At 69.1% G+C, this 13,103-nt stretch carries 14 protein-coding genes; 8 read left to right on the top strand and 6 right to left on the bottom strand.

Annotation, left to right across the window (positions count from 1 at the left end):
* Positions 1-36: 36 nt before the first annotated feature.
* Positions 37-573 carry a DinB family protein gene (locus tag M1M07_RS30485; RefSeq protein WP_248676550.1) on the bottom strand — a complete coding sequence of 179 codons (537 nt, stop codon included), beginning with the start codon at positions 571-573 and terminating at the stop codon, positions 37-39.
* A gap of 116 nt (positions 574-689) precedes the next feature.
* Here M1M07_RS30485 and M1M07_RS30480 point away from each other — a divergent pair, with 116 nt between their 5' ends.
* Entirely contained in the window at positions 690-1,514 is an 825-nt protein-coding gene (locus tag M1M07_RS30480; RefSeq protein ID WP_197251079.1) for an alpha/beta fold hydrolase, read from the top strand.
* Positions 1,515-1,523: 9 nt separating this feature from the next.
* Here the strand turns inward: M1M07_RS30480 and M1M07_RS30475 are convergent, their stop codons facing one another.
* Positions 1,524-1,706 (bottom strand): hypothetical protein, encoded by a 183-nt coding sequence (locus M1M07_RS30475; RefSeq protein ID WP_197251078.1) that lies wholly within the window; start codon positions 1,704-1,706, stop codon positions 1,524-1,526.
* Positions 1,707-1,767: 61 nt separating this feature from the next.
* Entirely contained in the window at positions 1,768-2,247 is a 480-nt protein-coding gene (locus M1M07_RS30470) for a TspO/MBR family protein (RefSeq protein WP_197251077.1), read from the bottom strand.
* A 169-nt stretch (positions 2,248-2,416) separates the two neighbouring features.
* On the opposite strand from M1M07_RS30470, the gene M1M07_RS30465 reads away from it, so the two are divergent.
* A complete protein-coding gene (locus M1M07_RS30465) occupies positions 2,417-3,421 on the top strand; it encodes an MBL fold metallo-hydrolase (RefSeq protein WP_248676549.1) in 1,005 nt (334 codons plus the stop codon).
* A gap of 53 nt (positions 3,422-3,474) precedes the next feature.
* Here M1M07_RS30465 and M1M07_RS30460 read toward each other — a convergent pair whose 3' ends face one another.
* The 3 genes from M1M07_RS30460 to M1M07_RS30450 all read right to left on the bottom strand — a co-directional run bounded on the left by M1M07_RS30460 (position 3,475) and on the right by M1M07_RS30450 (position 6,742).
* Complete coding sequence (locus M1M07_RS30460) at positions 3,475-4,584, bottom strand: peptidoglycan bridge formation glycyltransferase FemA/FemB family protein (RefSeq protein WP_248676548.1); 1,110 nt, start codon at positions 4,582-4,584, stop codon at positions 3,475-3,477.
* 372 nt (positions 4,585-4,956) lie between these two features.
* The gene (locus M1M07_RS30455) at positions 4,957-6,048 is read right to left on the bottom strand and encodes a DUF475 domain-containing protein (RefSeq protein ID WP_197251074.1); all 1,092 of its coding nucleotides are present in this window, start codon (positions 6,046-6,048) and stop codon (positions 4,957-4,959) included.
* 118 nt (positions 6,049-6,166) lie between these two features.
* Positions 6,167-6,742: a TerD family protein gene (locus M1M07_RS30450; protein WP_197251073.1), complete on the bottom strand. Its 576-nt coding sequence runs from the start codon at positions 6,740-6,742 to the stop codon at positions 6,167-6,169.
* A gap of 228 nt (positions 6,743-6,970) precedes the next feature.
* Here M1M07_RS30450 and M1M07_RS30445 point away from each other — a divergent pair, with 228 nt between their 5' ends.
* The 6 genes from M1M07_RS30445 to M1M07_RS30420 form a co-directional block, all read left to right on the top strand.
* Entirely contained in the window at positions 6,971-8,092 is a 1,122-nt protein-coding gene (locus M1M07_RS30445; protein WP_248676552.1) for a hypothetical protein, read from the top strand.
* Positions 8,089-9,279, top strand: coding sequence for an HpcH/HpaI aldolase/citrate lyase family protein (locus tag M1M07_RS30440; RefSeq protein ID WP_248676547.1), 1,191 nt, complete (start codon positions 8,089-8,091; stop codon positions 9,277-9,279). Before M1M07_RS30445 ends, M1M07_RS30440 begins: the two co-directional genes overlap by 4 nt.
* Positions 9,276-10,592, top strand: a complete 1,317-nt coding sequence (locus M1M07_RS30435; protein ID WP_248676546.1) for a phosphoribosyltransferase family protein — start codon at positions 9,276-9,278, stop codon at positions 10,590-10,592. Before M1M07_RS30440 ends, M1M07_RS30435 begins: the two co-directional genes overlap by 4 nt.
* Positions 10,589-11,695, top strand: a complete 1,107-nt coding sequence (locus M1M07_RS30430) for a cysteine protease StiP family protein (RefSeq protein ID WP_248676545.1) — start codon at positions 10,589-10,591, stop codon at positions 11,693-11,695. Before M1M07_RS30435 ends, M1M07_RS30430 begins: the two co-directional genes overlap by 4 nt.
* Before the next feature lie 56 nt (positions 11,696-11,751).
* Entirely contained in the window at positions 11,752-12,528 is a 777-nt protein-coding gene (locus M1M07_RS30425) for an HAD family hydrolase (RefSeq protein WP_248676551.1), read from the top strand.
* Positions 12,529-12,599: 71 nt separating this feature from the next.
* Positions 12,600-13,103 (top strand): TerD family protein (locus tag M1M07_RS30420; RefSeq protein ID WP_248676544.1); only part of this gene is annotated, 504 nt, incomplete at its 3' end.

Raw genomic sequence — 13,103 nt, 5'->3', positions numbered from 1 at the left:
GCGGGAAACAGACGGGAGAACGGCGGGGAGGGACGGCTAGTCGAAGGACATGCCGGCGTCGGCGCCGCGTTGCCTGGTGCTGTTCGCGCCGTCGAGCGACTCGCGGATGATGTCCGCGTGGCCGCTGTGGTGTGCGGTCTCACGAATGATGTGCAGCAACACCTTTCGCGCACTCCACCACTCCCTCTCCGGCGCCCAGGGCGCGGTGGGCAGCGGCACCTGCAGGTCGAGATCGTCGAGTGCCAGAACGAACTCCTCGGTGTTCCGCGCGACCTCGGCGTACGCCTCGAGCAGGCCGGCGAGGGTTTCGTCGTCGTTCATGTAGTACTGCACCATCGCCGACTCCATGTCGAACGTGGTGGTGTCGTCGAGGTTGCGGATCGTCTCGATCCAGGTCTTCTCCGTCGCCGTGACGTGCTTGATCAAACCGCCGACCGTGAGATCGCTGACGGTGCTGCACGTGCGGGCCTGTTCGTCGGTCAGGTTGCGGGCGGTGATCAGCAGCATCTCGCGCTGCTCCACGAGGATGTCGAGGATGTCCGCGCGTTCTCCGGTTCGGGAATTGTCGGTCATGTCCACTGCCCTTCCGTCGTCGTGATGATGTAACCCACGGTAGGAGCGATTGCGGACAACTTCGGTCACCAATTGGCGGGCGATGAGAAACCACGTCCGCGCGGGTCTGTTCGTGCATGACCATCACACACACCATCCCCGTGTCCGGCGGCCGGCTGCACTGCGAGGTTCGCGGCGCCGGCCCCCTGCTGATCCTGACCGGCGCCCCGATGGGCGCCGCGGCCCTGGCCCCGTTCGCCGAGGTCCTCGCGGACGACCACACCGTCGTCACCCACGACCCGCGCGGCATCGGGCGCAGTGTCCTCGACGACCCGCACTCCGATTCGACCCCCGACCTGCGCGCCGCCGACCTCGTCGCCGTACTCGACGCCCTCGACGCGGAATCCGCCGACGTCTTCGGCACCAGCGGAGGCGCGGTCACCGGTCTCGCCCTCGTGACACTGCACCCGAAGCGGGTACGCACACTGGTCGCTCACGAACCGCCGCTCCTCGAGTTGCTGCACGACGCCGCCGAGCGACGCGCCGCGGTGGATGCGATGGTCGACACCTTCCACCGTGACGGCCTCGGTGCGGCGTGGGCCGCGTTCATGGCCTTCGCCGGATTCGACTCCGGCGCAGCCGGGCCCGACGAACAACCCTCCGGTCCCCCGCCGGGAGAGTCACCGGACCAGGACCTCGCCGACGGCGCCCGCTTCTTCGCCCACGAGATCCGGGGAACCACCCGCTATCTGCCCGACCTCGCCGCGTTGGCGGCGACGCCCGCACGACTCGTGGTCGGCATCGGCGCCGAGTCGCGGGGGCTCGTGACGTACGCGACGTCGATCGCCCTGGCCGAGGCACTTTCCTTGACACCGAAGGAGTTTCCGGGAGGTCACGCCGGATTCGTCGAGCAGCCCGAGAAGTTCGCCGCCGTGCTGCGCGATGCACTCACCCGGCCGTGAGACGTGCGGTCAGGCCGCGAATCCGACAGCACCGACCACCGGGATGATCGTCATGAACACGATCGCGACGGCGAACAGCGTGATCGTCACCTTCTTGTCCCACTTGCTCCGGGTTCCGGTCGCGGCGAGCATGAAGAACACGAATCCGATGCAGATGGAGACGATGCCGATCATCACGGGTGTTTCGAGCATGCCCCCATCATCGCGTATGCCGAAGTCCCGGTCGCCGTGCACCTGCGCCGGGTGAAGCACGTCACCGGTTGAGCTGCGCGATCCGCCCGCTCAGCACCGTCGCGAACCCGGTCCACGCCGCATAGGGTGCCAGTGCCGCACCCGCGATGGGCACGGCGTCGGCGGTGCGTCGTACGAGGTCGGCACTACTGGCGGCGAGCACTGCCGCGACCACCGTTGCCGGGACGAGCCGTCCGCCCTTGAAGAACACCCACGACCACGAGCCGTTGAGCACGAGATTCGCGGCGAGCGCGGCGACGTACGCGCGTCGCGCATCGAGTTCGCGACGCCGGGTCAGTTCGTCGATCGCCGCTGCGGAGGTGACCGCGATGTCGGCGTACAACGCGGTCCAGACGATGGGGAAAGCCGACGCCGGGGGCTGGAACGACGGCTTGCGGAGGCGGCGGTACCAGCGGGAATCCGATTCCCGGGAAGCGATGGACCCGACGAAAGCGGTGATCGCCGTCGCCGCCGTGGTTCCCAGTACCGTTGCTGGTCTCATGCCCCACACCCACCTCTCCTCGGCACAGTTGCCCCGTGCGTCTCCGACACAGTTGCCCCGTGCGTCTCCGACACAGTTGCCCCGTGCGACTTACCCGCACACCCTCCGGCCGAAACCCACGCACTCCGGGCGGTAGCGTGGATGGTCCATACAGATCAGGGGGACGGATATGGAACACGGTGGTCTGACGCAGATCGGCGACGCGGTGTGGGCGTTCGTGCGCCCGGGCGGCGGATGGGGCGAAGCGAACACCGGGCTCGTCGTCTCCCCCGGCGCGGCATCCCTGGTCGTGGACACCGTCTGGGATGTGGCATGGGCCAAGCGCATTTCCGACGTACAGCGACCGCTCGTCGCCGACGCTCCCGTCACGGAAGCGGTCAACACCCATTCCGACGGAGATCACTGGTGGGGCAACGACACACTGCCCCCGACGGCGCGGATCACCACCAGTGCGGCGGCGTTGGACGCGATGCACGAGGACCTGCCGCCCGCCGGCTTGAGGGCGCTGGCGACCGCGGGCGAGTTGATCGGCCGCATGCCGGGGCCGGTGAGTGCGGCTGTGGCCTACTCGGCACGGGTGCGAGCGGGGGCCCGATTCCCCCGTCGCACACCACGTTTGCCGGACCGCACCTTCGACACGACCCTCCGGCTGACGGTCGGCGATCGCACGGTGGACCTCGAGCGCCTGGGCCCGTGCCACACCGCGGGCGACGTCGTCGTGCACGCGCCCGACGCGGGCGTGGTGTTCACCGGCGACCTGTTGTGGGTCGGATCCACCCCGATCCTGTGGAACGGTCCGCTCGACAACTGGTTCGCCGCCCTCGACCGCCTCATCGGGTGGGACGCCGCGGTGTACGTTCCCGGTCACGGGTCGACCGGGACCGTCGACGACCTGCGCGCCCTCCGCGACTACTGGTTGTGGCTGCGCGACGTCGGCCACGTCCACCACGAGCGCGGAACCTCCGTGCGGCAGGCGACGCGAGAAATAGTGCGCAGCAACGAATTCGGGCGATGGAGCTCGTGGCATGCGCCCGAACGGCTGGTGTTGAGCCTGAGCACACTGTTCGACCAGTGGAACGGCAATCCGCCGGGCGCTCCCACCATCACGCGCCGCGCCCGCGCTTTCGCCGACGCGGAAACACTTCTGCGCGAGGGACTGTTCCGAACTCCCTGACTCCGAAGCGTTCCCGCGACCGACGGCCTTCCCGCGACGACGCCGTCACCCGGTCAGGTGAGGAACCTGCGGAACAGGGGGCGCTCCGCCGCCGCGATCAGCATCCGCTCGTAGCCGTACAGGAGGTTCGCCCGGATCCGCCGCGCCGGGACGTCGTAGGCGCCGATGTAGTCGACGATGGTCTTGTCGAAACTCAACTTGAACTGGCCGACGCCGTGCAGCGGATGCGCCGGGTCGTCCGCCTCCCACGACGGCGGGGTCCCGCACATGTCGTACCGCACTGCCCCGTGTTCGCGCGCCCACCGCATCAGTTCCCACTGCACCGCGTGACCGACGCCGTGCGCGCCGAGACCGTTCTCCTCGGACCGGCCCGGCTCTTTCCGCACCGATGCCCCGGTCAGGTACAGAGCGTTGTCACCCACGAGCATCGCGTAGGCGCCGGCCACGACCTTCCCGTCGAGACGCGCGAGGAACAACTGGCCGTTGCCGCTGGCCTGCAGCCGCTGGTAGAGGCTGCGGACATGCTCGAAGGTCCGGATCGGGAACCGTCCGTCGGCCGTCGCGGTCAGCAGGTCGTAGAGGATGCGGCAGTTCTCGTCGGTCGCCTCGACCCGTTCGACGACGACACCGACCCGGGCTGCCTTGCGGATCCAGCGGCGTGCCCGCTGCCCGAAGCGGGCCAGCACGTCGTCCTCCGATCCGGTGATGTCCACGACGATCGTGTGCGACGGCGCCCACCCGGGCACGCGCCGATACCCCGCCGCGAGCAGACGCTCCCGCTCGGCGGCATCGTCGCGGATCAGCGGTTCGATCCGCACGGTGAACACACCCTGCTCGGCCGCGAACTCCGCCAGCGCATCGGACACCCGCATGAGGGTCGTGACGTCGAGTACGCCCGGTCCCGCCGGCAGGTGCCACAGCCGCCCCAGCAACGGGATGCGCCGCTCGAGCACGGTGCAGGCGATGTCGTCGACCATCAGATAGACCGGAGTGAAGCCGAGGACCCGCTCGTGTTCGGAGTACTCGCGGCCACGCCAGACCGAACCTCCGTCGGGATTCGCGGCGACGAGCTCGTCCCACCGGGCCAGCTCGTGCGCCTGCGCGAGGCGCACTTCCGCTTTCCGCACTACGCCGAGGTCGTCGGCAACTGCATCCACAACCATCTGTCCCTCATCTCACTGCGATGCGTTCCGCCCCGCACGGCGGCAGCGCACCCCGATCCGGTTCGCGGGTTCGTAAGTGCCCGCAGCACTTCGGAGAACGCATATCGCCACGCGCGATCCGGCTTTTCGGCTTCACCGACCGGACGGGCAACGCGTTGTACTCAGCAGCACTGTCGAGGTCCGTCCCGTCTCCGTTATCCGCGGGACAGGGTGAAACAGAGGGTGATAGCCGTTGAAAGTGCAACAATCATCTGTTCGTACGACACGCCGTGACGGTCGGCCGACCGCCCCTCCCCAGAAACGAATGAAGGGCACGTTCGACCGGTTGGACCGGTCGAACGTGCCCTTCACCGTGAGGTGCGGCAGCCCGGGTCAGGAGGTGACGAGGGCCTCCCGCGCCTTCTCCTTGCGGTTGCGGTAGACGCTGGAGGCGAAGGCCGCGCCGATCAGAGCGATACCGACGAGACCGGTGACGATCTCGGGGACGTGCGTGCCGATCGAGTACAGCAGGATCAGCGAGAGCGCACCGATCGCCCAGTGGGCGCCGTGCTCGAGGTACACGTACTCCGACAGCGTGCCCTTGCGCACCAGGAAGATCGTGATCGAGCGGACGAACATCGCGCCGATGAAGCCGAGGCCCAGGGCGATGATGATCGGGTCGGACGTGATCGCGAACGCGCCGATGACGCCGTCGAACGAGAACGACGCGTCGAGAACCTCGAGGTAGAGGAACAGGAAGAAGCCGGCCTTACCGGTGGCCTTGGCCAGACCGGACGGCCCGCCCGCGGACTCCTCGTCCTCCTCGGGGATGTGGAACATCTCGCCGAGCCCGTTGACCGCGATGTAGGTGATCATGCCCAGCACGCCGGCGATCATCACCGTCGAGACCTTGTCGTCGGGCGCGATGACCGTCGCCGTGATCAGCAGCAGCGCCGACGCGACGACGACCTCGAGCTGGTCGAGCTTGCCGGCCTTCGCGAGGGGGCGCTCGATCCACTGCAGCCACTTGATCTCGCGATCCTCGAAGATGAAGTGCAGGAACAACATCAACAGGAACATGCCACCGAACGCAGCGATCTGCGGATGTGCGTCGGTGATGAGCGTTTCGTAGCTGGGGCTGCCGTCGGGGAAGTACGCGGCGCCGTCGGCCGGCGGATTCAGGGCGAGTCTCAGCGCCTCGACGGGCCCGAGGCCCGACGCGGCCCACACGATGACCAGCGGGAACACCAGGCGCATGCCGAACACGGCGATGAGGATGCCGACGGTGAGGAAGATCTTCTGCCAGAAATCGCTCATCCGCTGCAACACGGTCGCGTTGATGACCGCGTTGTCGAACGACAGCGAGACCTCGAGGACGCCGAGGATGGCGGCGAGGAACAGAGCTTGGGGGCCGCCGTACAGGAAGGCGACGACGAGGGAGACAACGGTGACGGCGAACGACGCCCCGAATATTCGCAGTAACACGACTGCGGCCTTTCTTGATCAGTAGTCAGGTCGATGCAGCGAGGTACTGCAGAAGCCACGAAGACGAGTCCGGTCCCGGCTACGGACGGCCGGGACCGGATCGAGTTCATCGAACGAGCTAGACGTTGACGCCGTAGTCGCGGGCGATCCCCGCCAGGCCGGACGCGTATCCCTGACCGATCGCGCGGAACTTCCACTCGGCGCCGTGCCGGTAGAGCTCACCGAACACCATGGCGGTCTCGGTGGAGGCATCCTCGGTGAGGTCGTAGCGGGCCAGTTCGGTGCCGTTCGCGCGGTTGACGACGCGGATGTAGGCGTTGCGGACCTGACCGAACGACTGACTGCGGGCCTCGGCGTCGTAGATCGAGACCGGGAAGAAGATGCTGTCGATGTTGGCCGGGACCGCCGCGAGGTCGACGTTGATGACCTCGTCGTCGCCCTCACCCTCACCGGTACGGTTGTCGCCGACGTGCTCGATCGAGCCGTCGGGCGACTTCAGGTTGTTGAAGAACACGAAGTGCTGGTCGGACACGACCTTCTTGTCGGCACCGGTTGCGATCGCGCTGGCGTCGAGGTCGAAGTCGGTGCCTGTCGTCGTGCGGACATCCCAGCCGAGGCCGACGGCCACAGCGGTCAGGTTCGGCGCTTCCTTGGTGAGGGAAACGTTTCCGCCCTTGGTCAAGCTGACGCCCATGCGGGGTCCTTTCGATCGTGGGTCGGCGGGCCCGAACGGACCCGCCCGATTTGCGCGTGTTCTCTCCAGCCTAAACGGATACCCGCGGCTGCGCTCCCGCCCTCCTCGCCGACCCGCGGCCGAGTCGGACCGACCAGTACCATTCGGGTCGTGGCGAGCCGATTCACGCGCCGACTCTTCGGGGGTGGGCCGACCGAGGATCCAGCAGCCCGGCACGCCCACGACACGATGGTGGCGGCCTTCCTCGACATGGACCGGCGGCAGTCGGTCGCCGAGGCTGCGGTCACCGCGTCGCACGAACTGGAACCCGAGCGGGGCCTGATCCGCATGTGGACACCGATCCGTGAGGCGTGTTACGACGCCGCCGAGATCTACCTGCGGCTCTCCCGTACCGAACCGGAGCAGCCCCTGGCGAGCGCCGCCGAGTACGAGCAGGCGATCCATCGGATCGGTTCCGCGACAAGAACTCTGGACGAGTTCTACGGTGCCCATCGCGCGCATCTCGAACACGCGATGGCCGTCGCTGCGGCCACACCGCAACTCGCGCACCGGGCCCGCACCGAGGCGCATGCCGTCGCGCAGGCACTGCAGTCGCCGGAGAATGCCGCGTTCGCCGACTACCCGTCGGTGCGGGCCGCGGCGGGCGCACTGGACGCCGCGCTGGACGCGCTCGGGGCCGCTGCCGGGGCAGGCGCGATCCGGAAGCAGGCCGGGCAGGTCGGGCAGGCGACGGCGGCGCTGCGAGCGGCCCTGGACCAGGCACCCGCGCAGTCGGAGCGTGCCCGGAACACCCTTGCGTCCGTCACGACCCGGATCGGTGCGGTCCGCACCCGGCTCGAGGGTCTCGCACCGGCGTACTCGGCGCTGTTGCGCGAGTTCAACGCGGCAAGTTCCGCCGACCTGACCGGCAACGACCGGCGCGCCACCGAAATGCTCGCGAAAGCCGAGGAGAGCCTGGCCGCGGCACGGGCCGCGTTGTCGGCAGGCCGGCCCGAGGAGGCCCTCGATCACGCGAACGCGGCACGCTCGCAGTTGTCGGTCGCCGAACACAACGTCGACGCCGTCACCAGCCGACTCGCAACCCTGCGCGCGGTACGGGAGAATCCAGGAGCGAAAGTCGATGCCGTGCGCTTCCGACTGCGTGATGCGCAGCACCTCGCGGTGCAGCGTGGATTGACCGCAGAATGGGGCTCGGTACTCGACGCACAACTCGCCCGGATCGACAGAGCCGTCGATTCGCTGACAGGAATCCACCCGGACTACTGGGCGTACGTGCGCGATCTGGACGCGGTGACGGACTTCATCACCGGGGTGGTGCAACGAATGAGAGGACGGACGGACAGCCCATGAGCGGGGGGACCTTCACGCAGGTGCGTGGCACATGCCACTTCCGGCACTTGGATCCGGCCACACGGGACACCTTGTTCCTCCACCACCCCCAACCGTTCGACGACAGCGACGACCGTGAACGCCTGGCGCTCGCGCTCGGCGCAACCCTCTACGTGCCGGCGACCCGTCCGGACCTGGCCGCGACCGTGCTGCGCCGCGCCGCCGAGGGGGTCACCTCGATGGTTCTGGACCTGGAGGACGCCGTCGCCGACGACGAGGTGGAGGAAGGGCTGCGCAACACCGTCGACACCCTCGCCCGGCTGGCCGGGACGGATGCGGCGGGCATGCTGCTGTTCGTCCGGGTGCGCACACCCGACGGTGTCGAACGCATCGCGTCCGAGCTCGGCGCGGGCGTCGGCGCTCTCACCGGCTTCGTGCTACCGAAATTCGGGGCGAGCACCGGGCGCGCGTTCCTCGAGGCGGTCGCCGCGGCGTCGGAACGGCTCGGGAAGCACCTGTATGCGATGCCGGTGCTCGAGTCGAGTGAGCTCGTCCATCGCCAGACCCGCGACGACGAACTGCAGGCGGTGTCGGCGCTGCTCGCCGAGCACCGGCAGCGGGTGCTGGCCGTGCGGATCGGCGCGACCGACATGTGCGGCACGTTCGGGATCCGACGCGACCGCGACCTGACCATCTACGACGTGCGGGTCGTCGTCGACGTCATCGCCGATGTCGTCAACTACCTGGGCCGCACCGACGGCACCGGGTTCGTCATCACCGGTCCGGTGTGGGAGTACTTCGCCGACCACGAACGCATGTTCCGGCCGATGCTGCGGGCCACCCCGTTCGAGGAACACGATGCGGTGCTCTTCCGCCAGCAGCTCGTGAGCCGCGACCTCGACGGACTGCTCCGGGAGATCGCGCTGGACCGGGCCAACGGCATCCAGGGGAAGACGGTGATCCATCCGTCGCACGTGGCCGCGGTGCACGCACTGTCCGCGGTGACCCACGAGGAATACCACGACGCCGTCGACATCCTCGGCGGCGACACCGGCGGCGTCCGCGCCTCCGGATATCGCAACAAGATGAACGAACGCCGCCCGCATCGCACGTGGGCGCAGCAGACGGTGCTGCGCGCGTCGGTGTTCGGTGTCACCAACAAAGGAGTCACGTTCGTGGACCTGCTGACCGCACTGGTGGACCGGTGAGCGCCGCCGCTCCGGCCGGCGTCGCCGAGGACTTTCGGATTCCCTGGGCGACGCAGGAGTTCGGCCTGACGCTGCACCACCGCGATTCGGCCACCGGGTACCGCGTGCCGGAGCTGGTCCACCCCGGGCTGCGCCGCAATCCGCGCCGCGCGCACCTGCTGGTGTCCACCGTGCTGGGCAAGCACGTGCCGACCGATCCCGCGGTCGTGATCGCCGCCGGCGACCGGCTCGGCGATCTGGTGGCCGAGCTGCTCGGCGAGGACGCGTCGACAGCGGTCGTCCTGGGCTTTGCCGAGACCGCGACGGGACTGGGGCATTGTGTCGCCGCGCGCATCGGCGCGGCCTGTTACCTGCATTCCACCCGCCGCGACGTTCCGGGCGCCGACACGTTCGCCGGTTTCGAGGAGGGACACTCCCACGCGACCTTCCATCTGCTCCAGCCGACCTCCCCGGACCTGTTCGCGAACCCGGCGCCGCTCGTCCTCGTCGACGACGAGATCTCGACCGGGACAACTGCGCTCGATGCCATTCGCGCGCTGCACCGGCACCACCCGCGCAGCCGGTACGTGATCGCCTCCCTCGTCGACATGCGCGCCGAGGAGCACCGGCGTGCGGTCGCGGAGGCCGCCGGTGATCTCGGCGCACGGATCGAGCACGTGTCGCTCGCGTCCGGACGGGCCGTCATTCCCGAGGGCACCACCGAACGCGTGACGGCACTGCCCGATCCGGTGCTGAACCCGCGCGCGCCGCATCGCGGAACCGTGGACTTCGTCAAACTCCATTGGCCGGCAACGGTTCCCGATGGTGGCCGGCACGGATTCCTGAGCACCGACACCGCGGGTTTCGACGCTGCGATCGCCGCGGCCGCCGACGCCCTCGCGGCAGCGCTCGAACCCGGTCGTCCGGCCGTCGTCGTCGGGCACGAGGAACTGATGTACCTGCCGCTGCGGCTCGCCGGCGCCCTCGCGACCCGTGGCACGCCCACTCGGTTCCAGACCACCACCCGCTCCCCCGGTTACGTCCTCGACGTCCCCGGCTATCCGCTGCGCCGCGGATTCACCTTCCTCGCACCGGAACACGTGCCGGAGACCCACGAAACCGAGGCACCCCGGTATCTGTACAACGCGCAGTGGCCGGACGCCGACCGGCGGCCCGCGCTCGTGCTGGTGATCGACAGTCCGGCGGACACCGACCGACTTCGCGCGACCGGAGGACTCGTCGACGTCCTCGCCGCGGCCGGCGAGGACGTGGTCGTCGCAACGGTTCCCGCGACCGACCCGGTCGCGCTTCGTATCAGCAGGGAGGCGCTGTGACGGCACCGTTGACCGGGCCCGGATTCGGGTCGTATGCGCCGGACGACGTGACCTGGCTGCTCAAGGACCTCTCGCACGTCGACCTCGAAGCCGATATCGCCGAGCGGGAACAACGAATCCAGGCGGGGCTTGCGCACTACGCCGAGTCGCTGCCGGTGGAATACCGGCCCGACGCGGCCTACCGCGAACTGTTCGACAAGGTGCTCGCCGAGACCTCCGGGCGGCTTGCACGCGCGGTCGGCACCGTCACCGAACTCCTTCTGGCAGAACGCGGACCGGACCTGACGCTCGTGTCGCTGGCCCGCGCCGGCACGCCCGTCGGCATCCTGATCCGGCGGTGGGCTCAGCACCATCACGGACTGTCGTTGCCGCACTACGCGGTGTCGATCGTGCGGGGCCGTGGCATCGACGCCGCCGCGCTCGACCACATCACCGCGCGGCACGATCCGGCGTCGGTGGTCTTCGTCGACGGGTGGACCGGCAAGGGTGCGATCGCCCGCGAGTTGTCCGCGGCGCTGGCCGAGTACGCGGCAGCCGGTGGCCCGGCGCTGTCCGACGATCTCGCGGTTCTGGCCGACCCCGGGCAGTGCGTGCGCACCTACGGCACCCGCGACGACTTCCTCATCGCCTCGGCGTGCCTGAATTCCACTGTGTCCGGGCTGATCTCACGCACAGTCCTCAACGACACCCTGATCGGGCCGGGCGAGTTCCACGGCGCGAAGTTCTACGCCGAACTCGCCGACGAGGACGTGTCGACGACGCTGATCGACGCGGTGTGCGCGGAGTTCGGCGACCGCGAGAGCGCGGTCGCCGACGCCCGTCGGGTCATGAACTCCGATCGCACCCCGACGTGGGCGGGCTGGGCGTCGGTGGAACTGATCCGGGCCCGGTACGGGATCTCCACCGTGAACTTCGTCAAACCCGGTGTGGGAGAGACGACACGGGTGCTGCTGCGGCGTGTGCCGTGGAAGGTTCTCGTGCGCGAGGCCGACGCCCCCGAACACGCGCACATCCGGATGCTCGCCGCAGCGCGCGGTGTCCCGGTCGTGGAAATCCCCGACCTCGCCTATTCCTGCATGGGCCTGATCAAGGACCTGCCGTGACCACCGCGCTGATCGCCTCGGACCTCGACCGCACCCTGATCTATTCGCGGGCGGCGATGACGCGGGCCCAGTTCGACCGCGACGATCTGCTGTGCGTCGAGTACCACAAGGGCGCCCCGCTGTCGTACCTGACGGAAACGTCCGCGCAGCGCCTGCGGGAGCTGAGCACGACCGCACAACTCGTCCCGACGACGACCCGCACCCCGGCGCAGTTCCGGCGCATCGCACTGCCGGGCGGGCCGTGGCGGTACGCGATCACCAGCAACGGTGGCACGATCCTCGTCGACGGCGAACCGGACCCCGCCTGGCGCGAAGGGCTCGACCGCGCGGTGTGGGCCGGCGGCGCCGGGCTCGACGAGGTGCTCACCGCGCTGCGGGCGCGTATCTCACCGGACTGGGTGCGCAAGCTGCGGATCGCCGACGACCTGTTCTGCTATCTCGTCGTCGACGTGGACGCGCAGCCCGCCGACTTCCTCGTCGAATGGGACGAGTGGTGCCGCGCGCGTGGCTGGGGTGCGTCTCAGCAGGGCCGGAAGATCTACACGGTCCCGGACAGCGTGTGCAAGAGCCACGCGGTCGCCGAGGTGCACCGTCGGCTCGTGGCCGACGGGGTGCTCAGCGAGGACTCGCCGGTGTTCGCCGCGGGCGACGGCGCACTCGACGCCCCGATGCTCGAGGCGGCCGACGCCGCGATCCGTCCGTGTCACGGGGAACTCGAGGCGCTGAACTGGCAGCATCCGACCGTCGCCGTCACCGAGGAGTCGGGTGTCTCCGCCGGCGAGGAGATCCTCGCCTGGTTTGCCGGTTCCACCCGGATCCCGTCCGGTTCGTAGAGTGGGACCGAACTCGACCGATCCCAACCGAGTGCCGCCTTCGGCACGCCTATCCAGTGAGGACGATTGACGTGACCACTTCGCTCGCCAAGGGCCAGAACGGCCCGATCACCGCCTCCGACGTGGTCGTCTCGCTCGAGCTGACCACTCCGGCCGACCTGTCCGCTCTGCTGGTGAAGGCCGACGGCAAGGTCCGGTCGGACGCCGACTTCGTGTTCTTCAACCAGCCCACCGGTCCGGGCGTGCGTCTGGTTCCCGGTGCTCCGGGGCAGGCGGCGTCCCTGGCGGTGTCGCTCGGTGCGGTCCCCGCCGACATCGAACAGGTCCGTGCCGTGATCACCCTCGACGACGCGTCGAGCACCTTCGGGCAGTTCGCGCCGCCCACCGCGCGGGTCTCCGACGCCACCGGCGCGGTGCTGTACGAGTACCGGATCGAGGGCCTGAGCAGCGAATCGATCGTCATCGCTCTCGAGCTGTACCGCCGCCAGGGTACGTGGAAGGTCCGGGCCGTGGGGCAGGGCTACGCCGGTGGTTTCGCCGCGCTGGTCACCGACCACGGGGTGTCGGTCGACGAT

It is taken from the genome of Rhodococcus sp. HM1 (genome assembly GCF_023218075.1).
In the GTDB taxonomy this organism is placed as follows: Bacteria; Actinomycetota; Actinomycetes; order Mycobacteriales; family Mycobacteriaceae; genus Rhodococcus.
Note: the sequence above shows the minus strand (reverse complement) of the source record. Positions and strands in the feature narration are given on the sequence as shown.

Excerpts from the sequence above, each read along its gene's own strand:
- M1M07_RS30485 (WP_248676550.1), bottom strand. The coding sequence starts at position 573 with ATGACCGACAATTCCCGAACCGGAGAACGCGCGGACATCCTCGACATC.
- M1M07_RS30480 (WP_197251079.1), top strand. The coding sequence starts at position 690 with ATGACCATCACACACACCATCCCCGTGTCCGGCGGCCGGCTGCACTGC.
- M1M07_RS30475 (WP_197251078.1), bottom strand. The coding sequence starts at position 1,706 with ATGCTCGAAACACCCGTGATGATCGGCATCGTCTCCATCTGCATCGGA.
- M1M07_RS30470 (WP_197251077.1), bottom strand. The coding sequence starts at position 2,247 with ATGAGACCAGCAACGGTACTGGGAACCACGGCGGCGACGGCGATCACC.
- M1M07_RS30465 (WP_248676549.1), top strand. The coding sequence starts at position 2,417 with ATGGAACACGGTGGTCTGACGCAGATCGGCGACGCGGTGTGGGCGTTC.
- M1M07_RS30460 (WP_248676548.1), bottom strand. The coding sequence starts at position 4,584 with ATGGTTGTGGATGCAGTTGCCGACGACCTCGGCGTAGTGCGGAAAGCG.
- M1M07_RS30450 (WP_197251073.1), bottom strand. The coding sequence starts at position 6,742 with ATGGGCGTCAGCTTGACCAAGGGCGGAAACGTTTCCCTCACCAAGGAA.
- M1M07_RS30445 (WP_248676552.1), top strand. The coding sequence starts at position 6,971 with ATGGTGGCGGCCTTCCTCGACATGGACCGGCGGCAGTCGGTCGCCGAG.
- M1M07_RS30440 (WP_248676547.1), top strand. The coding sequence starts at position 8,089 with ATGAGCGGGGGGACCTTCACGCAGGTGCGTGGCACATGCCACTTCCGG.
- M1M07_RS30425 (WP_248676551.1), top strand. The coding sequence starts at position 11,752 with ATGACGCGGGCCCAGTTCGACCGCGACGATCTGCTGTGCGTCGAGTAC.